General features: G+C 73.2%; 18 protein-coding genes. 9 read left to right on the top strand and 9 right to left on the bottom strand.

Annotation, left to right across the window (positions count from 1 at the left end):
- Window positions 1-68 precede the first annotated feature (68 nt).
- Window positions 69-2,534, top strand: a complete 2,466-nt coding sequence (gene sftH / locus IE180_RS05920) for a DEAD/DEAH box helicase (RefSeq protein WP_190155657.1) — start codon at window positions 69-71, stop codon at window positions 2,532-2,534.
- On the opposite strand, the gene IE180_RS05915 is transcribed toward sftH, so the two are convergent.
- The 7 genes from IE180_RS05915 to ssd form a co-directional block, all read right to left on the bottom strand.
- Window positions 2,488-2,808 (bottom strand): Rv3654c family TadE-like protein, encoded by a 321-nt coding sequence (locus IE180_RS05915; RefSeq protein ID WP_373302684.1) that lies wholly within the window; start codon window positions 2,806-2,808, stop codon window positions 2,488-2,490. The two genes, sftH and IE180_RS05915, sit on opposite strands and share 47 nt — an antisense overlap.
- Window positions 2,809-2,954: 146 nt before the next feature.
- Window positions 2,955-3,311, bottom strand: coding sequence for a TadE family type IV pilus minor pilin (locus IE180_RS05910; protein ID WP_229860317.1), 357 nt, complete (start codon window positions 3,309-3,311; stop codon window positions 2,955-2,957).
- Window positions 3,298-3,504, bottom strand: coding sequence for a DUF4244 domain-containing protein (locus tag IE180_RS05905; protein WP_190155819.1), 207 nt, complete (start codon window positions 3,502-3,504; stop codon window positions 3,298-3,300). The genes IE180_RS05910 and IE180_RS05905 overlap by 14 nt, the downstream gene beginning before the upstream one ends.
- Before the next feature lie 145 nt (window positions 3,505-3,649).
- Window positions 3,650-4,441: a type II secretion system F family protein gene (locus IE180_RS05900; RefSeq protein WP_373302679.1), complete on the bottom strand. Its 792-nt coding sequence runs from the start codon at window positions 4,439-4,441 to the stop codon at window positions 3,650-3,652.
- Window positions 4,438-5,304 (bottom strand): type II secretion system F family protein, encoded by an 867-nt coding sequence (locus IE180_RS05895; RefSeq protein WP_190155817.1) that lies wholly within the window; start codon window positions 5,302-5,304, stop codon window positions 4,438-4,440. Before IE180_RS05895 ends, IE180_RS05900 begins: the two co-directional genes overlap by 4 nt.
- A gap of 8 nt (window positions 5,305-5,312) precedes the next feature.
- On the bottom strand, window positions 5,313-6,512 hold the full coding sequence (locus tag IE180_RS05890) for a TadA family conjugal transfer-associated ATPase (protein WP_190155655.1): 1,200 nt from the start codon (window positions 6,510-6,512) through the stop codon (window positions 5,313-5,315).
- Window positions 6,509-7,609, bottom strand: coding sequence for a septum site-determining protein Ssd (gene ssd, locus IE180_RS05885; RefSeq protein ID WP_190155654.1), 1,101 nt, complete (start codon window positions 7,607-7,609; stop codon window positions 6,509-6,511). Before ssd ends, IE180_RS05890 begins: the two co-directional genes overlap by 4 nt.
- A gap of 478 nt (window positions 7,610-8,087) precedes the next feature.
- On the opposite strand from ssd, the gene IE180_RS05880 reads away from it, so the two are divergent.
- On the top strand, window positions 8,088-8,954 hold the full coding sequence (locus tag IE180_RS05880; RefSeq protein WP_190155653.1) for an HAD family hydrolase: 867 nt from the start codon (window positions 8,088-8,090) through the stop codon (window positions 8,952-8,954).
- Window positions 8,955-9,484: 530 nt separating this feature from the next.
- Here IE180_RS05880 and IE180_RS05875 read toward each other — a convergent pair.
- Window positions 9,485-10,327, bottom strand: coding sequence for a Fic family protein (locus IE180_RS05875; RefSeq protein ID WP_190155652.1), 843 nt, complete (start codon window positions 10,325-10,327; stop codon window positions 9,485-9,487).
- 102 nt (window positions 10,328-10,429) lie between these two features.
- On the opposite strand from IE180_RS05875, the gene IE180_RS05870 reads away from it, so the two are divergent.
- Entirely contained in the window at window positions 10,430-11,416 is a 987-nt protein-coding gene (locus IE180_RS05870) for an ATP-binding protein (RefSeq protein ID WP_190155651.1), read from the top strand.
- Between the two features lie 147 nt (window positions 11,417-11,563).
- On the opposite strand, the gene IE180_RS05865 is transcribed toward IE180_RS05870, so the two are convergent.
- Window positions 11,564-12,865 (bottom strand): polysaccharide deacetylase family protein, encoded by a 1,302-nt coding sequence (locus tag IE180_RS05865; RefSeq protein ID WP_190155650.1) that lies wholly within the window; start codon window positions 12,863-12,865, stop codon window positions 11,564-11,566.
- A gap of 292 nt (window positions 12,866-13,157) precedes the next feature.
- Here IE180_RS05865 and IE180_RS05860 point away from each other — a divergent pair, with 292 nt between their 5' ends.
- The 6 genes from IE180_RS05860 to IE180_RS36155 all read left to right on the top strand — a co-directional run bounded on the left by IE180_RS05860 (window position 13,158) and on the right by IE180_RS36155 (window position 21,245).
- The gene (locus IE180_RS05860) at window positions 13,158-15,578 is read left to right on the top strand and encodes a SulP family inorganic anion transporter (protein ID WP_229860316.1); all 2,421 of its coding nucleotides are present in this window, start codon (window positions 13,158-13,160) and stop codon (window positions 15,576-15,578) included.
- A gap of 266 nt (window positions 15,579-15,844) precedes the next feature.
- Window positions 15,845-17,800: an acetate--CoA ligase gene (acs, locus tag IE180_RS05855; protein WP_190155649.1), complete on the top strand. Its 1,956-nt coding sequence runs from the start codon at window positions 15,845-15,847 to the stop codon at window positions 17,798-17,800.
- 256 nt (window positions 17,801-18,056) lie between these two features.
- Window positions 18,057-19,445: a Na+/H+ antiporter NhaA gene (nhaA, locus tag IE180_RS05850; RefSeq protein WP_229860315.1), complete on the top strand. Its 1,389-nt coding sequence runs from the start codon at window positions 18,057-18,059 to the stop codon at window positions 19,443-19,445.
- Window positions 19,446-19,483: 38 nt separating this feature from the next.
- Entirely contained in the window at window positions 19,484-19,969 is a 486-nt protein-coding gene (locus IE180_RS05845) for a phage holin family protein (protein WP_190155647.1), read from the top strand.
- Window positions 19,966-20,901, top strand: a complete 936-nt coding sequence (locus IE180_RS05840) for an alpha/beta fold hydrolase (RefSeq protein ID WP_190155646.1) — start codon at window positions 19,966-19,968, stop codon at window positions 20,899-20,901. The genes IE180_RS05845 and IE180_RS05840 overlap by 4 nt, the downstream gene beginning before the upstream one ends.
- Window positions 20,902-21,053: 152 nt before the next feature.
- On the top strand, window positions 21,054-21,245 hold the full coding sequence (locus tag IE180_RS36155; RefSeq protein ID WP_229860314.1) for a hypothetical protein: 192 nt from the start codon (window positions 21,054-21,056) through the stop codon (window positions 21,243-21,245).
- The last annotated feature ends 124 nt before the right edge of the window (window positions 21,246-21,369 follow it).

The following is a 21,369-nucleotide window of genomic DNA, read 5'->3' as shown; positions in this document are numbered from 1 at the left end:
ACCTTGCTATCGGGCGATCGTCCCCTCGGGTCTCCGGGGCGGAGCCGAGGAACGGAACGCCAGCCGCGATGGCATTCAATCACTTACCAGCAGCCATGCACGACGCCTTGGAAGCATTGTCCGTCATGGCAGTGACACACTCGGTGCCGATGGCCAAGAATCAGCGCCCCCGTCGTCCGGCCGGGGAAACGGGCAGCCGCCCCTCTCCCGGCATGGTTCTCGACCGGCTCTCCTCGGGCGAGAGCCGGGCTGCGCGCATCACTCATACGGAGCACATGCCCGCCCGGGAGGGTCGGCATGCCGTCTGGCCGCACCGCATCCGCACGGAGGTGATCGCGGCGATCCGGGAGGCCGGGATCGAGCACCCCTGGGCCCATCAGGCGGAGGCCGCGGAGCACGCCCTGGACGGCGAGTCCGTGGTGATCGCCACGGGCACCGCCTCGGGCAAGTCGCTCGCCTACCTCGCCCCCGTCCTCAGCACCCTCCTGGACGGCTCGGAGGCCCCGAACGGCCGCGGCACCACCGCCCTCTACCTCGCCCCCACCAAGGCCCTCGCGGCCGACCAGCGGCGCGCCGTACGAGAACTGGCCGCCCCGCTCGGCAACCGGATCCGCCCCGCCGCCTACGACGGCGATACGCCGTTCGAGGAACGCGAGTGGGTCCGGCAGTACGCGAACTACGTGCTGACCAACCCCGACATGCTGCACCGGGGCATACTCCCCTCCCACCCCAGGTGGTCCTCCTTCCTGCGCTCCCTGCGCTACGTCGTGATCGACGAGTGCCACACCTACCGGGGCGTCTTCGGCTCCCACGTCGCCCAGGTGCTGCGCCGCCTGCGCCGCGTCTGCGCCCGGTACGGCTCCGAACCGGTCTTCCTCCTCGCCTCGGCCACCTCCGCCGAACCGGCCCGGTCCGCCGGCCGCCTCACCGGCCTGCCGGTCACCGAGGTCTCCGACGACGCCTCCCCGCGCGGCGAGCTGGTCTTCGCCCTCTGGGAGCCGCCGCTGACCGAGCTGCACGGCGAGCGCGGCGCGCCCGTGCGCCGCACCGCCACCGCCGAGACCGCGGACCTGCTGACCGATCTGACCAGGCAGGGCGTCCGCTCGGTCGCCTTCGTCCGCTCCCGGCGCGGAGCCGAGCTGATCTCGGTCATCGCCCAGGAACGGCTGGCCGAGACCGATCACGCGCTCGCCCGCCGGGTCGCCGCCTACCGGGGCGGCTACCTGCCCGAGGAGCGCCGCGCCCTGGAGCGGGCCCTGCACTCCGGGGAACTCCTCGGCCTGGCCGCCACGACCGCCCTGGAGCTGGGCGTGGACGTCTCCGGCCTGGACGCCGTCCTGATCGCCGGCTACCCGGGCACCCGGGCCTCCCTGTGGCAGCAGGCGGGCCGCGCCGGCCGCTCCGGCGAGGGCGCCCTGGCGATCATGGTCGCCAGGGACGACCCGCTGGACACCTTCCTCGTCCACCACCCGGAGGCGATCTTCGAACAACCGGTCGAGACGACCGTCCTGGACCCCGACAACCCCTACGTCCTCGCCCCCCATCTGTGCGCCGCCGCCGCGGAGCTCCCGCTGACCGAGCCGGACCTGGCCCTCTTCGGCCCGGCCGCGCCCGGCCTGCTGCCCCAGCTGGAAGGGGCCGGCCTGCTGCGCCGCCGCCCCACCGGCTGGTACTGGACCCGCCGCGAGCGGGCCGCCGACCTCACCGACATCCGGGGCGGCGGCGGCAGCCCCGTCCGGATCGTCGAGGCCGGCACCGGCCGCCTCCTCGGCACCGTCGACGAGGCCGCCTCCCACACAGCCGTCCACGAGGGCGCCGTCCACCTCCACCAGGGCCGCACCTATCTGGTGCGGGAGCTCGACCTCAAGGACTCCGTGGCCCTCGTCGAGGAGGCCGTCCCCCCGTACTCCACCACCGCCCGCGACACCACCTCCATCACCGTCCTCGAAACCGACACCGAGATCCCCTGGGGAGCCGGCCGCCTCTGCTACGGCTCCGTCGAGGTCACCAACCAGGTCGTCTCCTTCCTCCGCCGCCGCCTGATCACCGGCGAGGTGCTCGGCGAGACCAAGCTCGACCTGCCTCCCCGCACCCTGCGCACCCGGGCCGTGTGGTGGACGGTCACCGAGGACCAGCTCGACGCCGCCCGGGTCGGCCCGGAGATCCTCGGCGGCGCCCTGCACGCCGCCGAACACGCCTCCATCGGCATGCTGCCGCTCTTCGCCACCTGCGACCGCTGGGACATCGGCGGCGTCTCCGTCCCGCTCCATCCCGACACCCTGCTGCCCACCGTCTTCGTGTACGACGGGCACCCGGGCGGTGCGGGCTTCGCCGAGCGCGCCTTCCACACCGCCCGCGCCTGGCTGACGGCCACCCGGCAGGCCATCGCCTCCTGCGAGTGCGAGGCGGGCTGTCCCTCCTGCATCCAGTCCCCGAAGTGCGGCAACGGCAACGATCCGCTCCACAAGCGCGGCGCGGTCCGCCTCCTCACGGAACTCCTCCGGGAGGCCCCGGAGGACCCGCCCTCGCCCTGACCTCCGGCCGGTACGGGCCGCGCACGACCCGGGCGGTCACGTCCGCGACCCCGTCCCGCACCGCGCACCGCGCCAGCTCGGCGCCCTGCGCGGCGGTCACCCGCGAGGCTGCGGCGCACGCCTCGGCCTCGCCCCACAGGGCCCGGTCGGCGGCGGCGAGGGCGGCCAGGTCGGCGGCCCCGCCGGCCCGGTGCCTGGCCGCCACCACCTGCCCGAGCGCGAGCACCACCCCGAACACCACGCACAAGGCACACGCCGCGAACGCCGCCCACACGGTCGCCGCCCCACGATCCCCCACCGCCCCCGCACACCGGCCTGCCCACCTGCCCGGCGGCTTGTCCGGCGGCTGGGCCGCTCCCCGCCTCGCGGCCCCGTGTCCCGGTCGGGCACGACCGGGGGTGCCGCGGTACCCGGTGGTCCTCATGGGGTCCCTCCGCCCACCGTGTCCTCCGCGAGGGCCGCCGCGTCGGCCCTCAGGGTGACGCCCATGCCCCGGGGGCCCGGAGCCGCCGCCTCCACCGTCACCCGCCACAGCTCGCCCTCCCTCACCACCGACACCCGGGCGCCCCCGGGCGCGGCGGCACGGGCAGCCGCCTCCGCGGAGGCCACCGGCTCCGAACGGGCCGCCGCCCTCGCCCCGGCCCTCGCCGCGTCCACGCACCGGATCTGCGCGGCGGCCGCCGCCAGCGCCCAGAGCAACGTCACCGTGAACAGCGCGAGGACCGGCAGGACCATCGCCGCCTCCACGGTCACGAACCCCCGGTCAGAACGGCGCATCGAGGGCCTTCCCGATCACCGACTCCAGTGCCCCCGAGACCGCCCCACTGGTCACGATCTTGTAGAGCACGGCGGCGAACGCCGCCGCGGCGATCGTCCCCACCGCGTACTCGGACGTGGTCATCCCCTCGTCCCGGCACGCTGCCGTCCGCCGCGCCCGCCACCAGCCGCGCAGCCACACCTTGAACGTCATGCCGACCTCCTCGTCCCGCCCCGTCTCGTCCCGCCGCGTCCCGCTGTGATCTGTCATGTCGCCGTTCCTCGTCATCTCTCGTCGTGCCATGTCGTGTCTCGTCGTGTCGTGTCTCGTCGTGTCGTGTCTCGTCGTGTCGTCGCGTTCATGTGTCCAGCAGTCCCGTCGCGAGACCGATCACCACCGGAGCCACGCCCACCGCCAGGAAGGCGGGCAGGAAACAGAGCCCCACGGGCGCGCTGATCAGCACCTGGGCCCTACGGGCCCCGGCCGCCGCCGCGCGGGCGCGGGCGGCGCGCAGGGCGGCCGCGTGCCGGGCGACGGCCTCCGCCGCCGGTGCTCCCGAGGAACCGGCCCGCTCCATGCAGCGGGCCAGCCCTTCGGCGCCCGGTATCGCGCCGAACCTCCCCCACACCTCGGCCGGTTCGCCGCCGAGCCGCAGCTCGGCGGCCGTGCGGGTCAGACGCTCGCCGAGAGGGCCGCCCAATGACCGGCCCACCGCCTCCGCCGCCTCACCCGGTCCGGCTCCGGAGGCGGCGCAGGCCGCCAGCAGATCCGCCGCGAGCGGAAGGTGACGTGCCGCCTCCTCCTCTCCTGCCGCCGGCGGCAGGGACCGCCGCGCCGCCCTCCACCTCATTCCGGCGGCCGCCAAGGCCCCGACGCAGAGGCCGCCGGCACCGCCGAACAGCACCCAGCCGACAACGAGACCCATGAGGGGCGCCGGCCACGGCCGCGCCCACGGCGGCAACCCGACCCAGCCCTTCCGGGGACGCGGTTCCGGGCCCGCGAGGAGATTCCCCGCCCGCCGCCGCGTCCGGCGCGCCCGCAGCCCGCGCACCACCTCGACGACACCCTGCGCGCACAGGACCGCGGCCAGGAGCGGGAGGCCCACCGCTCGAACGCCGTCCGGCACGTGGCGGACCGCTTCCCCGATCACACCCGCTCCCCTGCCCGTACGATCCGCGCGGCCCACCACAGGCCGGCCGCCTCCAGCGCCCCGCCCACGGCCAGACAGCCCAGCCCGGCCGGTGTGTGCAGCAGCACCCGCAACGGATCGGCGCCCAGGGCGGCACCGAGGGCGAGTCCGGCCGCCGGGAGCAGGGCGAGGACCGTCACCGTGGCCCAGGCACCGGCCAGTTCGGCCCGCAGACGGTCGCGCTGCTCACGGTGGTCCCGCAGGGCGGCTTCCAGCCGGTCGAGCCCGGCGGCCAGGCCCGCGCCCCCGTCCACGGCCACCTGCCAGCAGGCCGCCATGCCCGCGAGCCCGTCGGCGCCGTCCTGCCGGGCCGCCCGCCGCAGCGCCTCCGGCACGTCCCCGCCGAACCGGGCCGCCGCCAGCACCGACGCCTCCGCGGCACCGAGCGCGCCCGTCTCCCGGGCCGCGAAGGACAGCGCCTGCGCGGGCTGCCATCCGGCCCTCAACTCACCCACCACAGCCCCGCACAGGGCCATCACCCGCTCGGCCCGCGCCTCGCGCTCCTTCCCGCGTCCCGCGGCCCGCAGCCGCCGCCCCACCAAGGGCACCGCGAGCACCCCTGCCAGCAACGGCAGCGGGGACTCGCCGAGGAAGGCGAGGACGCCCGCCACCGGCAGGCAGAGCCACGCGCGCCGTCCCCGCAGCGCGGCCCACCACCGTGCGGCCACCGCCGGCCACGCCCAGCCGCCGCGCCCGCCGGTGACCCCGCCCGCGAGCACCGCCCGCACCCGGCCCGCACCGCGCCGCCGCTCGACCGTCCACCCCAGGGCGAGCGCCGCACAGAGCACCGCCGCTCCATGGGCCACGCCCCGTACCGCCACCATCTCGCCCGTCACCGCGATCCCCCTCCGATCAGCGACCTCAGCCGCTCCCAGCCCCGCTCCCGCTCGAACCCGGCCGCGCCCCACCGCAGCGCCGGTACCGTCCGGACCAGACCGTCCCGGTCCCGTTCCAGGACGTGCGCCTCGGCGATCCGCCGCCGCCCGTCCCGGTCCCGTACGACGTGCAGCACGACCGACAGGCCCGCGCCCAGCTGGCTGTGCAGGGCGGCCCGGTCGAGTCCGGCCGCCGTCCCCAGGGCTTCGAGCCGTGCCGGGACGTCCGCGGCCGTGTTGGCGTGGACCGTTCCGCAGCCGCCTTCATGGCCTGTGTTGAGAGCGGCGAGCAGATCCACCGCCTCACCGCCCCTGACCTCACCGACCACCAGCCGGTCGGGGCGCATCCGCAGCGCCTGACGGACCAGGTCCCGCAGGGTCACGAGCCCGGCGCCCTCCTGGTTCGCCGGGCGCGCCTCCAGACGCACCACGTGCGGGTGGTCCGGCCGCAGCTCCGCCGAGTCCTCGGCGAGCACGATCCGCTCCCGCTCCCCCACGAGCCCCAGGAGTGACGCGAGGAGCGTGGTCTTGCCCGTCCCGGTGCCGCCGCTGACGAGGTACGACACACGGGCGTCGATCAGGGCCCGCAGGATCGGCGCGCCGTCCGGCGGCACGGTGCCCGCCGCGACCAGCTCCTCCAGGGAGAAGGCGCGTGGGCGGACCACCCTCAGCGACAGGCAGGTCGAGCCGACCGCGACCGGCGGCAGGACCGCGTGCATCCGGGTGCCGTCGGGGAGCCGGGCGTCGACCCAGGGCCGGGCGTCGTCGAGACGGCGCCCGGCCACCGCCGCGAGTCGCTGCGCGAGTCGGCGGACCGCGGCGGCGTCGGGGAAGGACACCGGGGCCCGCTCGAGGCCGGTGCCCCGGTCCACCCACACCTGGTCGGGTGCGGAGACCAGGACGTCGGTGACCGCCGGGTCGGCGAGCAGCGGCTCCAGCGGCCCGGTGCCGATCAGTTCGCACCTCAGCTCCTCGGCCGCACCGAGCACTTCCGCGTCGCCGAGCAGTCTTCCCTGGGCCCGCAGCGCCGCCGCCACGCGCGCCGGAGTGGGCTCGGCCCCGCTCGCCGCGAGCCGCTGCCGCACGGCGTCGAGAAGCCCCGTCCCACCACCCGCGGCACCCTCCGCGCCCCGGGCCGCAAGCCCCGAGCCGGTCATGCCTCACCGCCGACGCGCTCCCAGAAGGCGGCGCAGAACCGGCCGAGCGGCCCCCGGGGTTCGGCTCCCGGCGGCACTCCCGCGTCCTGGTCGGCCACGATCCCCGGGTCGTAAGGGAGCTCGCCCACGAGCGGCAGCCGCAGCGCTTCGGCGACCCACCGCTCGTCGAGTCCCGCCGCGTACGGACCGCGGACCACGGCGCGCAGGTCGCGCACCACCGGGCCGATCGTCGAGACCATCCGGTGGGCGGCCGCTACGGCCCTCAGCTCTCCCGGTACGACGAGCAGTCCGAGGTCGAGCTGGACCAGTGCCTCGGTGGCCGCCGGGTCGGCCCCGCGCGGCAGGTCGACCACGACGGCCCCGCCCCGGCGGCGCGCGGCGGCGAGCACGGACCGCACGGCCTCGGGCGGCACCGGCGCCACCACGTCCCTGCCCCAGCTGAGCACCCGGACGCCGCGCACCGACGGCAGGGCCTCCTCCAGGGCGCCGCCGGCCAAACGGCCCTTCGAGGCGGCGAAGTCGGGCCACCGCCTGCCTTCCTCACGCTCGCCGCCGAGCAGCACGTCGAGTCCTCCGCCCAACGGGTCCCCGTCGACGAGCAGCGTGCGGTGCCCGGCCCGCGCCGCGGCGAGCGCGAGACCGCAGGCCAGGGTGGAGGCGCCCGCGCCGCCTCGGCCCCCGACGACACCGACCGTCAGCGCCGCCCCGTCCGCTCCCTCGGCCGCGTCGGCGAGGCGGTCGACGAGGAGGCTCTCGGCGCCCGGGAGACTCAGGACGCTCTCCGCGCCGATCTCGACCGCCAGCCGCCACAGCTCCGGATCGTCCCGGTCACGGCCGACGAGGAGGGTCCCGGGCCGGCGCGCCGCCCCCCGACAGCGGGCGGCGACGTCGTCGCCGATCAGGACGAGCGGCGGATCGGTCCAGGTCGCGCGCCGGTGCGGCACCCGGTGGTCCACCTGGGGCTCGACTCCGGCGGCGGCGCACAGCCGCAGGAGGTCGTCGAGCAGCCCGAGGTCCTCGGTGACGATCAGCGGGCCGGCCCGGCGCGGTCCGTCCTGCCCCGCCCCGTCCCGCCCCGCCCCGTGTGCCGTACCCATGGCCCCGGAAGTCCTGGATGTCTCCACGGCGCACGCCCCTCTCGTGATTCATGTCGGCCGCGGACTTCGCGACAGGAATCACCGTGGGGCCGTCCTGGAAATCGTGCCGATCTCGCCGAAAAACTGTGGATAAGCGAGGGGCTGTGAATAACTCCGCCACCCCTTCGGGGGCTGTCCGGAACGCAGTCCACTGATTACTGTGGGTGATGAATCGAGAGCCGGGCGGGGCCTCGGTCGACTCGTGACCGATGAACGGACAGGAAGGGAGCAAGCGATGGCCCACAGGGCTGAAATGGCTCCGGACATGCGACGACCCCCGCCGGGGGGGAGAGCGGGGGTCGTCTTTCCGGCCGACTCGGGGGGGGAGGAGCCGGGCCGGGTTAGCACGGTCGCGAACGATCCGTGACTTCCATGGTGTACCCGAGAGCCTTCTCAGGCAAACCCACGCGCCCCAGCGTACGCCGAATGGCGGGCACCTATGCTCAGGCTTGTGGAAAACCACTCCTTGCCGCGCACAGCCGCCTTCTTTGACCTGGACAAGACGGTCATTGCGAAGTCTTCGACGCTGACCTTCAGCAAGTCCTTCTACAGGGGCGGACTGATCAGCCGCCGCGCCGCCCTGCGGACGGCCTACATCCAGTTCGTCTTCCTGGCGGGCGGAGCCGATCACGACCAGATGGAGCGGATGCGTGAATATCTTTCCGCGCTCTGCAAAGGCTGGAACGTCGCCCAGGTGAAGGAGCTCGTCGCCGAGACCCTTCACGATCTGATCGACCCGATCATCTACGACGAGGCGGCCTCCCTCATCGAGGGCCACCACGCCGCCGGCCGCGACGTCGTGATCGTCTCCACCTCAGGAGCCGAGGTGGTCGAGCCGATCGGTGAGATGCTCGGCGCCGACCGGGTCGTCGCCACCAGGATGGTGGTCGGCGAGGACGGGTGCTTCACCGGGGAGGTGGAGTACTACGCCTACGGGCCGACGAAGGCGGAGGCGGTGCGGGAGCTCGCGAAGTCGGAGGGCTACGACCTCTCGCGCTGCTACGCGTACAGCGATTCGGCGACCGACATCCCCATGCTGGAGGCCGTCGGCCACCCGTACGCGGTCAATCCCGACCGGACGCTGCGCCGTGAGGCCGTGGCACGGGAGTGGCCGGTCCTGGCCTTCGAGAAGCCGGTGCGTCTCAAGCAGCGGCTGCCCGCATTCCGGATGCCGCCCCGCCCCACGCTCGTCGCCGCGGCGGCGGTCGGAGCGGCGGTCATCGGGGCCGGACTCGTCTGGTACGCGGCGCGACGCCGACAGGCGGCCCTCACCCCTCGCCCCGCCGGGGAATTTGCCCGAATTTGAGCAATCGCCAGAGAAGTGGAGCCACCACTTTCGCTTCCCCCCGGACAGGAGTAGAAAGGAATCAGGCCCGCGAGACCGAGGACATCCGAGAGGATCACCTGTTGAGCATGAAGGCCCCACGGACCTAGCACTGAAACCGGGCACCCACGCGACGTCGACCCGTCGATTACGGGCCAGCCGCACCAGGCCACGGGCAAAGCACCCGGCCTGATGGGCACATATCGAGGACGCTTGGTAACTGGGTGGACGTGCCAGCGGCGGTACCAGAACTGGTGCCGCCGCAACCCGTTCCGGGCCTGTTCGCCCCACGAGGGCCTGGCCGTCCCCCTGAGGGCCGAGCCGACCAGGAGGCCCAGGCCGAGCCCGCGAGACCCCAGGCCGCCCGCGCGGCCCGGACCGCCCGCGAAGCCTCGCTTGGCCCGTGAGGCACAGGAGCCGTACGCCCCGGGCCCGCACACCCCACGAAGATCTCGCACGCCCCACGAAGATCCGAACGGCCCCTCAGAGCCGGTTCAGGCCCCAGGGCCGGTTCAGGCGGCTCCGCGCTGGAGGGCCTCGCAGACGGCCGTCGACTCCCGGGCTCCCAGCTCGACCGAGCGTCCGCAGTGCGCGATCCAGGCGCCCATGCCCTCAGGAGTGCCCGACAGGTACCCCTCGAAGGCGGCGAGGTACGCGGCCCGACCCTGCTCCGCGTGGCCGACTTCTGCCGGGCAGACGGCCTTGGGGTCGAGGCCGCTGCCGACCAGCGCGATCCGCTCGGCCGCCCGCGCGACGAGGCCGTTGTACGAGGTGAAGGGGCGCAGCGCGAGCAGTTCGCCGTGGATCACGGCGGCCGTGACGAGGGCCGGGGCCTCGCTGCCCGCGACGATCAGTTCGGCGAGGCCGTCGAGTCGTCCCGCGACCTCGGAGGGAGTCGGCAGCGGGAGGCCGATCAGGGGCTCGTCGACCGTCTCGCCGTCCAACCGGGGCCGGCCCACGGAGTCGCCGACACCGGCCCCGGCCGACAGGCCCGCGTCGCCGGCGGCGACCAGGTGCAGCCGGGCGAGCACGCGCAGGGGTGACTGGCGCCAGATGGAGAGCAGCTGCCCGGCCTCGGCACCGAGGCGCAGGGCGGCACCGACGGTGCGGGCCTCGGCGTCGGCGCTGAAGTCGGTGCGCCGGCGGACCTCTTCCAGGGCCCAGTCGGCCCCGGACAGGGCGGCTGAGCCGCGCGCGCCGCGCAGGGCCGCCTCGGAGGAGATCTCGTTGCTGCGGCGGCGCATCACGCGGTGGCCGTAGACCCGGTCGACGGCCTTGCGTACGGAGTCCACCGCTTCGGCGACGCCCGGCAGGGAGCCGAGGGCGGCCAAGGGGTCAGAGGCGTGCGTACTCATAAGTAGGGAGGCTACGCGCCTTGGAGGTCCGCCCCACGATGGAGTGGTCTTCTTCACGCAGTCCGACCACGCGGCGCGATCATACCGCTACCCTAGGTGAACATGAAGATCGCTTTCGTGGGGAAGGGCGGCAGCGGCAAGACCACGCTGTCCTCGCTCTTCATCCGCCACCTCGCCGCCAACGAAGCGCCGGTCGTCGCCGTCGACGCCGACATCAACCAGCACCTGGGCGCCGCACTCGGCCTGTCCGAGGCGGAGGCCGCCGCACTGCCCGCGATGGGCGCGCACCTGCCGCTCATCAAGGAGTACCTGCGGGGCAGCAACCCGCGGATCGCCTCCGCCGACACGATGATCAAGACGACGCCCCCGGGGGAGGGTTCACGGCTGCTGCGGGTCCGCGAGGACAACCCGGTGTACGAGGCGTGCGCGCGTCCGGTCCCGCTCGACGACGGCGAGATCCGACTGATGGCGACCGGACCCTTCACCGAGTCGGACCTCGGGGTCTCCTGCTACCACTCCAAGGTCGGCGCGGTGGAGCTCTGCCTCAACCATCTGGTCGACGGGGCCGACGAGTACGTGGTCGTCGACATGACGGCGGGTTCGGACTCCTTCGCGTCGGGTCTCTTCACCCGCTTCGACATGACCTTCCTGGTCGCCGAGCCGACCCGCAAGGGCGTCTCGGTCTACCGCCAGTACAAGGAGTACGCCCGGGACTTCGGCGTGGCGCTCAAGGTCGTCGGCAACAAGGTGCAGGGCCAGGACGACCTGGACTTCCTGCGCGAGGAGGTCGGCGAGGACCTGCTGGTGACGGTGGGGCACTCGGACTGGGTGCGCGCGATGGAGAAGGGCCGTCCGTCCCGCTTCGAGCTCCTGGAGGCGGAGAACCGCATGGCGCTCCAGGCCCTCCAGGACGCGGCGGACGACTCGTACGCCCACCGCGATTGGGAGCGCTACACGCGCCAGATGGTCCACTTCCACCTGCGCAACGCGGAGAGCTGGGGCAACGCCAAGACCGGGGCCGACCTGGCGTCGCAGGTCGACCCCGGCTTCGTGCTGGCCGAAGGGCTCAGTGCCGTTCAGCCCGCCTGACCCCCGAGGGCCGGGCTGAGGCCCTTCGGCCGCCTGTCGCCGACAGCAGGGCCCAGAGCACTTCGGCCGCCTGCTGCCTGCTGCCTGGGGCCTGCTGCCGACAGCAGGCCCCAGGGCCGTTCGGCCGCCTGACGTCGAGGGCCGAGCTCAGTGTCGTTCGGTCCGCTTGGCGCCCTTGGCCGGGGCGCCTGCCGGGACGGCCGGCTGGGGGGCGAGGAAGGCCTTCCAGCCGCCCGCCGGCGCCTCGCCGACCTTCAGGGTGCGCATCTTGGCGACGACGTCGGGGTCCTGGGCGTCGAGCCAGTCGGCGAGCTGGCGGAAGGACACGCACTTGACGTCCTTCTGCACGCAGACCGTGGCGATGGTCTCCTCGACGGCCCGCATGTACGTGCCGCCGTTCCAGGACTCGAAGTGGTTGCCGATGATCAGCGGCGCGCGGTTGCCCCGGTAGGAGCGCTCGAAGGCCTGCACCAGGCCGTCGCGCATCTGGTCGCCCCAGTAGCGGTGCTGGGAGGGGTCGCCCTGGGTCGTGCCCGACTGGTTCACGAGGAAGTTGTAGTCCATGGAGAGCGTCTGGAAGGCGCGGCCCGGGACGGGCACGAGCTGCATCGACAGGTCCCACAGGCCCATGTCCTTCTTGGGCCAGATCTGGTCGTTGACTCCGCTGGTGTCGTAGCGGAAGCCCATCTGCGCCGCCGCCCGGACGAAGTTCTTCCGGCCCTCCAGACAGGGGGTGCGGGCGCCGACGAGCTCCTTGTCGTAGTCGAAGGGCAGCGGCTGCTCGGCGCGCAGGCCGGCGTTGGTCTTCCAGTGCTTGACGAAGGACTTGGCCTGGTTGATCTCGCTCTTCCAGTCCTCGACCGACCAGTTGTCGACGCCGCTCTCCTTCCCGCAGAAGTGGCCGTTGAAGTGGGTGCCGATCTCGTTGCCCTCCTGCCACGCGCCGCGCAGTTCGCGGACGGTGGCGCGGATGCCCGCGACGTCGTTGAAGCCGATGTCGGAGCGGCCGGGGCTGTGCTGCGGCGGGGCGTAGAGCTCCCGCTTCTCCTCCGGCAGCAGGTACACGCCGCTGAGGAAGTACGTCATGGTGGCGCCGTACTTCTTGCCGACCTCGCGGAAGTGGGAGAACAGCTTCTGGCTGTCCTCGCCGGCGCCGTCCCACGAGAAGACCACGAACTGCGGCGGGACCTCGCCGGGCTTGAGCTTCTGCCAGACCGGCTGGTGGGGCTGGGTGCCGGTGAAGGCGGTCGAGCCGTCGCCGATCAGCCGGGTCACGGTCTGCGGGGCCGCGGCCGGCCCCTTCTTGGCACCCGCGTCGCCCGAGGCGCTCTTCGTGGCGGCGTCGTCGGAGCCCGAACAGCCGGCGAGGCCGGTGGCGAGGGCGAGGGTGAGGGCGCCGACGGCGAGCGCCTTCCTCCGGACAGTGGTCGTTCTGCGGGCGGCTGACATCCGCGCACCTCTCCTCAGATCCTCGGATTTCCGTACAAGCGGCGTAAACGTCGCACCACGAGGACCGGGGGCCGTCAACGACAAGCGGCATGCGCACGTTCTGTCACCGGAACAGGTGAACCTTTGCCCTGTTTGCCCCGAAAATAATGCCGCAGTCTTTACTCTCCATTACGATCCATTTACTGAGCGTTGATCCTCCACTCGAACACGCAGATCACCCGGAGGGTCTCGCGAATCCCGCCGCTGCACCCCGCACGAGCCGCGACCGCGCTGCCCCGGAGGAGACGGGAACATGACTCTCTGCACCCCTGCCCGCACGACCAACCGGCCCCGCATCCAGCGGCCCCACAGCCCGCCGGACGGGCCCCGCCGCTTCCGCCTCGCAGGCGCCGACGTCTCCGCGTCCGTCGCCGTCTTCCTGATCGCGCTGCCGCTCTCGCTCGGCATCGCACTCGCCACCGGAGCCCCGCTCCAGGCAGGCCTGGTGGCCGCCGCCGTCGGCGGCCTCGTCGCCGGCCGGTTCGGCGGCGCCCCGCTCCAGGTGAGCGGCCCCGCCGCCGGACTCACCGTCGTGACCGCCGAGCTCATCCAGAAGTACGGCTGGCGCACCACCTGCGCCATCACCGTCCTCGCCGGCCTCGCCCAACTCGTCCTGTCGGCCCTGCGCGTGGCCCGCTCGGCACTCGCCGTCTCGCCCGCGATCGTGCACGGCATGCTGGCCGGCATCGGCGTCACCATCGCCCTCGCCCAGCTCCACATCGTGCTCGGCGGCACCCCGCAGAGCTCCGCCGTGGACAACGTCCTGGGGCTGCCCGCCCAGTTGGCGCGGGCCCACCCGGAGGCGCTCGCCATCAGTGCTCTCACCGTGGTCGTGCTGCTGTGCTGGCCGCGCCTGCCGGGCCGTGCGGGGCGGCTCGTACGGAAGGTCCCCGCCGCGCTCGTCGCGGTGGCCGGGGCGACGGCCGCGGCCGCCTTCGCCGGGCTCGCCGTGCCGCGCGTGGACCTGCCGTCCTGGAGCAGCCACGCCCTGCCCGGCCTGCCCGAGGGCCCCGCCCTCGGCATCGCGGCGGGCGTGCTCACGATCACGCTCGTCACCAGCGTGCAGTCGCTGCTGTCGGCCGTCGCGGTCGACAAGCTGGTCGCCGCCCGGGGGGACCGCGGCCAGGGCGTCCCCCGCTCCCGCCTCGACCGCGAGCTCGCCGGACAGGGCGCGGCCAACATGGTCTCCGGAGCACTCGGCGGCCTCCCGGTCGCCGGGGTCGCGGTCCGCAGCGTCGCCAACGTCTCGGCGGGAGCGGTGAGTCGAGCCTCGACCATGCTGCACGGCCTGTGGATCGTGCTCGCGGCCCTGCTGCTCGTGCCGGTGCTCGACCTGATCCCGCTGCCCGCGCTCGCCGCCCTCGTCATGGTGGTCGGCATCCAGATGGTGAGCATCACCCACATCCGTACGGTCACCCGGCACCGCGAGGTCGTCGTCTACGTGGTGACGCTGGCCGGTGTCGTCCTCGTCGGCATCCTGGAGGGCGTCGCCCTCGGCATCGCCGTGGCCATCGCGGTCGCCCTGCACCGGCTCACCCGCACCCGGATCACCCGGGAGGAGCGGGACGGCCGCCACCTGCTGCACGTGCGGGGCCAACTGACCTTCCTCGCCGTGCCCCGGCTCAGCCGGGCGCTGCACCAACTGCCGCGGGGATCCGACGTGGTGGTCGAGCTCGACGGGTCCTTCATGGACCACGCCGCCTACGAGGCGCTGAGCGACTGGACCGCCGGGCACCTCGCCCACGGCGGGACGGTCGAGACCACCGGGCCGTCCGGTGCCCGGATCGCCGAACCCGCGCCCGTCACCGACTCCGCCGCGCACTCCTGCTGTCGTCCCTGGACTCCCTGGCACAACCACCAGTGCGGGACGAAGCCGGCCGAGAGCAGACACGAGACCGGACGGGCGACGGGGTTGCACCTCGCGAGCGGCATCGGCAAGTTCCAGCGGAACACCGCCCCGCTGGTGCGGGACGAGCTCGCGCGGCTCGCCAGGGAGGGGCAGCGGCCTTCCCAGCTCTTCCTGACCTGCTCCGACTCCCGTCTCGTCACCAGCATGATCACCTCCAGCGGTCCGGGCGACCTCTTCACCGTGCGCAACGTCGGCAATCTCGTCCCGCTCCCCGGCGAGGAGAGCGGGGACGACTCGGTGGCGGCGGCGATCGAGTACGCGGTGGAGGTGCTGCGGGTGGAGTCGATCACCGTCTGCGGCCACTCCGGCTGCGGCGCGATGCAGGCCCTGCTGGGCGGCAGCCCCGACGACCCGCCGACCCCGCTCCGCCGCTGGCTGCGCCACGGCCGTCCCAGCCTGGAGCGGATGGCGAGCCGACGGCACGCCTGGGCCCGGATCGCCGGTCGGCTTCCGGCCGACGCGGTCGAGCAGCTCTGTCTGACCAACGTGGTCCAGCAGCTGGAGCACCTGCGGGCGTACGAGCCGGTCGCGCGCCGGTTGGCCGAGGGCACGCTCACGCTGCACGGCGTGTACTTCCACGTGGGCGAGGCGCAGGCGTACCTGCTCACCGGGGCGGACGAGGTGCACGGCTACGACGACGTCTTCACGCGGGTGCTGCCCATGGACTCCCCCGGGACGGCAACCCGGGACGTGCCCGCGGTCTCCCTCGAAGAGGTGACCCGGGACACGCCGGCGGACCGACTGGAGGCGGCGCGCGCGTCCTGATCCCGGCGGCCACGACACCGGTGGCGCGCGTCCGACCTCCGCGACCGCGCCGCCGGTGACGCACGCGTCCTGAACCTTCCGGCCCTCCCGGCCGTGAGACTGTGTGGCCCCTTCTCCCACCGCTCGGGAGGAAGGGGCCGTCGCGCACCGGCCCGCTCACAGGTCTAAACCAATTTCCTGGATGCTCTTGTCACCCGGGCATCTGGCTGGTGAGCTATGACGCGGGACACATACGCACAGAGGACGCCCTGGGAAAGGGAGATGTCGTGAGCAACGAATCCTTGGCCAACCTGCTCAAGGAAGAGCGGCGGTTCGCGCCGCCCACCGAGCTGGCCGCGGACGCCAATGTGACGGCGGAGGCGTACGAGCAGGCCAAGGCGGACCGGCTGGGCTTCTGGGCCGAGCAGGCCAGGCGGCTCAGCTGGGCCACCGAGCCGACCGAGACCCTCGACTGGTCGAACCCGCCGTTCGCCAAGTGGTTCGCGGACGGCGAGCTGAACGTGGCGTACAACTGCGTCGACCGGCACGTCGAGGCCGGCCACGGCGACCGGGTCGCCATCCACTTCGAGGGCGAGCCCGGCGACAGTCGCGCGATCACCTACGCCGAACTCAAGGACGAGGTCTCCAAGGCCGCCAACGCCCTGATCGAGCTGGGCGTCCGCAAGGGCGACCGGGTCGCCGTCTACCTGCCGATGATCCCCGAGGCGGCCATCACGATGCTGGCCTGCGCCCGCGTCGGCGCCGCCCACTCGGTGGTCTTCGGCGGCTTCTCGGCCGACGCCGTCGCCTCCCGCATCCAGGACGCCGACGCCAAGCTGGTCGTCACCGCCGACGGCGGCTACCGCCGCGGCAAGCCGAGCGCCCTCAAGCCGGCCATCGACGAGGCCGTCGCCAAGTGCCCGCAGGTCGAGCACGTCCTCGTGGTCCGCCGTACGGGCCAGGACACCGCCGTCACCGAGGGCCGGGACGTCTGGTGGGACGACATCGTCGCCCGCCAGTCCACCGAGCACACCCCGGAGGCCTTCCCGGCGGAGCACCCGCTCTTCATCCTCTACACCTCGGGCACCACGGGGAAGCCGAAGGGCATCCTGCACACCTCCGGCGGCTACCTCACCCAGGCCGCCTACACCCACCACGCCGTCTTCGACCTCAAGCCGGAGAGCGACGTCTACTGGTGCACCGCCGACATCGGCTGGGTCACCGGACACTCGTACATCGTCTACGGCCCGCTGGCCAACGGCGCGACGCAGGTCATGTACGAGGGCACCCCGGACACCCCGCACCAGGGGCGGTTCTGGGAGATCGTGCAGAAGTACGGCGTCACGATCCTCTACACGGCGCCCACCGCGATCCGCACGTTCATGAAGTGGGGAGACGACATCCCCGCGAAGTTCGACCTCTCCAGCCTCCGCGTGCTCGGCTCCGTCGGCGAGCCGATCAACCCCGAGGCCTGGGTCTGGTACCGCGAGCACATCGGCGCGAACAGGACCCCCATCGTGGACACCTGGTGGCAGACCGAGACCGGCGCGATGATGATCTCGCCGCTGCCGGGCGTCACGGAGACCAAGCCGGGCTCCGCCCAGCGCCCGCTGCCGGGCATCTCCGCCACCGTCGTGGACGACGAGGCGAACGAGGTCCCGAACGGCGGCGGCGGTTACCTGGTCCTCACCGAGCCGTGGCCGTCGATGCTCCGCACCATCTGGGGCGACGACCAGCGCTACATCGACACGTACTGGTCCCGCTTCGAGGGCAAGTACTTCGCCGGCGACGGCGCCAAGAAGGACGAGGACGGCGACATCTGGCTGCTCGGCCGGGTCGACGACGTCATGCTCGTCTCGGGCCACAACATCTCGACGACCGAGGTCGAGTCGGCCCTCGTCTCGCACCCGTCCGTCGCCGAGGCGGCCGTCGTCGGAGCCGCCGACGAGACGACCGGTCAGGCGATCGTCGCCTTCGTCATCCTGCGCGGTACGGCGAGCGAGGACGAGGGTCTGGTCGCCGAGCTGCGCGACCACGTGGGCGCGACCCTCGGCCCGATCGCCAAGCCGAAGCGGATCCTGCCGGTGGCGGAGCTGCCGAAGACCCGCTCGGGCAAGATCATGCGCCGTCTGCTGCGGGACGTCGCGGAGAACCGCGAGCTGGGTGACGTCACCACCCTGACCGACTCCTCCGTGATGTCGCTCATCCAGAACCAGCTGCCGGCCGCGCCCAGCGAGGACTGAGTCCCAACGGCCCCGCAGGACGCCCGCCCCGAGCCGTTCGGGGCGGGCGTCCGCGTGCTCAGGGCCCCTCCCCCCGTCCCCACCCCGCCGACGGGACGAAAAGGTCATACTTCCCTAAAGTTATTCTCGCCGGACACACCCCGGGCTCGTTAGGTAAGGTAAGGAACGCGTCAGGAACGCGACAGAAAGACTCAGGTGAGCCGGGAAGTCTGGTCGGCATGTGCTTCGCCCTGCCTGCCCGACGGAGGTCTCCCACGTGTCCGTGTCCAATGACCGCAAGTTCCTCGGCCGCCTCTCGCTGCCCGAGCGGCAGTACCTCGCCGACGCACTGCGCACCGAGACCGTCGGCGGCGTCCTGCTGCTCCTCGCCGCCGTCGCCGCCCTCATCTGGGCGAACACGCTCGGCAGCGGTTACGAGGCCGTGCAGGACTTCCACATGGGCCCCGCCGCCCTCGGACTCGACCTGTCGATCCAGCACTGGGCCGCCGACGGCCTCCTCGCGGTCTTCTTCTTCGTCGCGGGCATCGAGCTCAAGCGCGAACTCGTCGCGGGCGAGCTGCGCGACCCCAAGGCCGCGATGCTCCCCGTCGTCGCCGCGCTCTGCGGCATGGCCGCCCCCGCCCTCGTCTACACCCTGGTCAACACCCTCGGCGACGGCCCACTGGACGGCTGGGCCGTGCCCACCGCCACCGACATCGCCTTCGCGCTCGCCGTCCTCGCCGTCATCGGCACCTCGCTGCCGTCCGCGCTGCGCGCCTTCCTGCTCACCCTCGCCGTCGTCGACGACCTGTTCGCGATCCTGATCATCGCGGTCTTCTTCACCAGCGACCTGAACTTCGCCGCGCTCGGCGGCGCCGCCGCCGGACTCGTCGTCTTCTGGCTGCTGCTCCGCAAGGGCGTCCGGGGCTGGTACGTGTACGTGCCGCTGGCCCTGGTCATCTGGGCCCTGATGTACAACAGCGGCGTTCACGCCACGATCGCCGGCGTCGCCATGGGCCTGATGCTCCGCTGCACCACCCGGGAGGGCGAGAAGCACTCCCCCGGCGAGCGCGTCGAGCACCTGGTCCGGCCGCTCTCGGCCGGGCTCGCCGTACCCCTGTTCGCTCTCTTCTCCGCCGGCGTGAGCATCTCCGGCGGCGCGATCCACCACGTCTTCACCCAGCCGGTCACCCTCGGCGTGGTCCTCGGCCTCGTCGTCGGCAAGGCGGTCGGCGTCTTCGGCGGCACCTGGCTCGCCGCCCGCTTCACCCGGGCGGAGCTCAACCCGGACCTGGCCTGGCCCGACGTGTTCGCCGTCGCCACCCTCGCCGGGATCGGCTTCACCGTCTCGCTCCTCATCGGCGAACTCGCCTTCGCCGGGGACGACGCCCTCACCGACGAGGTGAAGGCCGCCGTCCTGATCGGTTCGCTCGTCGCGGCCGTTCTCGCCTCCGTCCTGCTGAAGCTGCGGGACCGGAAGTACCGGACGCTCTGCGCCGACGAGGACCGCGACGACGACGAGGACGGCATCCCCGACATCTACGAACAGGACGACCCCGAGTACCACCTGAGGATGGCCGAGATCTACGAGCGGAAGGCGGCGGAACACCGGGAGCGCGCCCAACTGGCGGGGGCATCGCGCGACGGCGCCGACCGTCCGGCATGATCTGAGTCGGACCGTAGACACAAGGAGAGGGAGCAGCGATGAGCGACCCGTACGACGGCACCGAGCGCAGCCTCGGTCAGCTGGTCGCCTCGGCGACCGCCGAGATGTCCGCGTTGGTGCACGACGAGATCGCCCTGGCCAAGGCCGAGATCCGACAGGACGTCAAGCGCGGCGCGATCGGCAGCGCGGCGGGCATCGCGGCCGCCGTGGTACTGCTCTTCTCGCTGCCGATGCTGAGCTTCGCGCTCGCGTACGCCATCAACACCTGGACCGGCGGGCACAACGGCCACGGGGGCTGGAACCTCGTCTGGTGCTTCCTGCTGTCCTTCACCCTCAACGTGCTGATCGCGGGTCTCCTCGGGGCGATCGCCGTCGCCAAGTTCAAGAAGGTCAAGCCGCCGGAGAAGTCCATCGCCTCCGCCAAGAAGACGGCGGCGATCATGCAGAACGCGAAGCCGCACCCCCGTCCGGAGTCGCGCCCGGCGCTGGACAAGGCCTCCGTTGTGGCACGCTCGTCCGTATGACCCTTCCCGAGAGCACCGGCGGCAACGGCGGGCCCGTACGGCTCGACGGGCCGTGGACGCACCGCGACGTCGCCGCCAACGGCGCCCGCTTCCACATCGCCGAGATGGGCGACGGCCCGCTGGTGCTGCTCCTGCACGGCTTCCCGCAGTTCTGGTGGACCTGGCGCCACCAGCTGCCCGCCCTCGCCGAGGCCGGGTTCCGGGCGGTCGCGATGGACCTGCGCGGGGTGGGCGGCAGCGACCGCACACCACGCGGTTACGACCCCGCCAACCTGGCCCTCGACATCACCGGCGTCGTCCGCTCCCTGGGCGAGCCGGACGCGGCGCTCGTCGGGCACGACCTGGGCGGCTACCTCGCCTGGACGGCCGCCGTCATGCGGCCGAAGCTGGTGCGCCGGCTCGTGGTCTCCTCGATGCCGCACCCGCGCCGCTGGCGTTCGGCGATGCTCTCCGACTTCGCCCAGTCGCGGGCCGGTTCGCACGTCTGGGGCTTCCAGCGGCCGTGGCTGCCGGAGCGTCAGCTCGTCGCGGACGACGGCGCGCTCGTGGGCGAGCTGATCCGGGACTGGTCGGGCCCGAAGCCGGTCGACGAGGAGGCCGTCGAGGCGTACCGGCGGGCGATGTGCGTCCCGTCGACGGCGCACTGCTCGATCGAGCCGTACCGGTGGATGGTGCGGTCGCTGGCCCGCCCGGACGGCATCCAGTTCAACCGGCGCATGAAGCGGCCGGTCCGGGTGCCGACGCTCCATCTGCACGGCTCCCTGGACCCGGTGATGCGGACCCGCAGCGCGGCGGGGTCCGGGGAGTACGTGGAGGCGCCGTACCGCTGGCGGCTCTTCGACGGCCTCGGGCACTTCCCGCACGAGGAGGACCCGGTGGCCTTCACCACGGAGCTCGTCAACTGGCTGAGGGACCCCGAGCCCGACCGCTGAGCCCCCGTCAGGGGCGGCACCGGCGGGCAGGCGTCGTTCGGGGACGGCGCCGGCGCACAGGCGTCCGTCGAACGGCCATGTGCCCCGCGCATACTCCAATTGGCGGGCCCCGGGGCGGTTACCGACCTTGGCCCCCGGGCAGACGTCGAAGTATGGGCTGGACGCACGACTACGGTGACACGACAGCACGCGACCGCCGCTCGGCCACGGGGCCGGGCTCCCGGGAGAGGGGTGGTCCGGCGGACGCGGGCTACGCGGTACCAGAGGTGGGGATCTCGCGCCTCCTGCGCCGCCGGGCCCGATGGGTCTCGGCCCGGCTGCGGCACCCCAGGAACACCCCGTGAACAGGCACCCCCTGGCACGGGCACCCCGTGAACAGGCACCCCCTGGCACGGGCACCCCGTGAACAGGCGCCCGTGAGCAGGCAGTCGTGGGCAGACACCCGGTGAACGAGAACCCGTAAGGGGC

Source organism: Streptomyces litmocidini (assembly GCF_014649755.1).
Classification (GTDB): domain Bacteria; phylum Actinomycetota; class Actinomycetes; order Streptomycetales; family Streptomycetaceae; genus Streptomyces; species Streptomyces litmocidini.
Note: the sequence above shows the minus strand (reverse complement) of the source record. Positions and strands in the feature narration are given on the sequence as shown.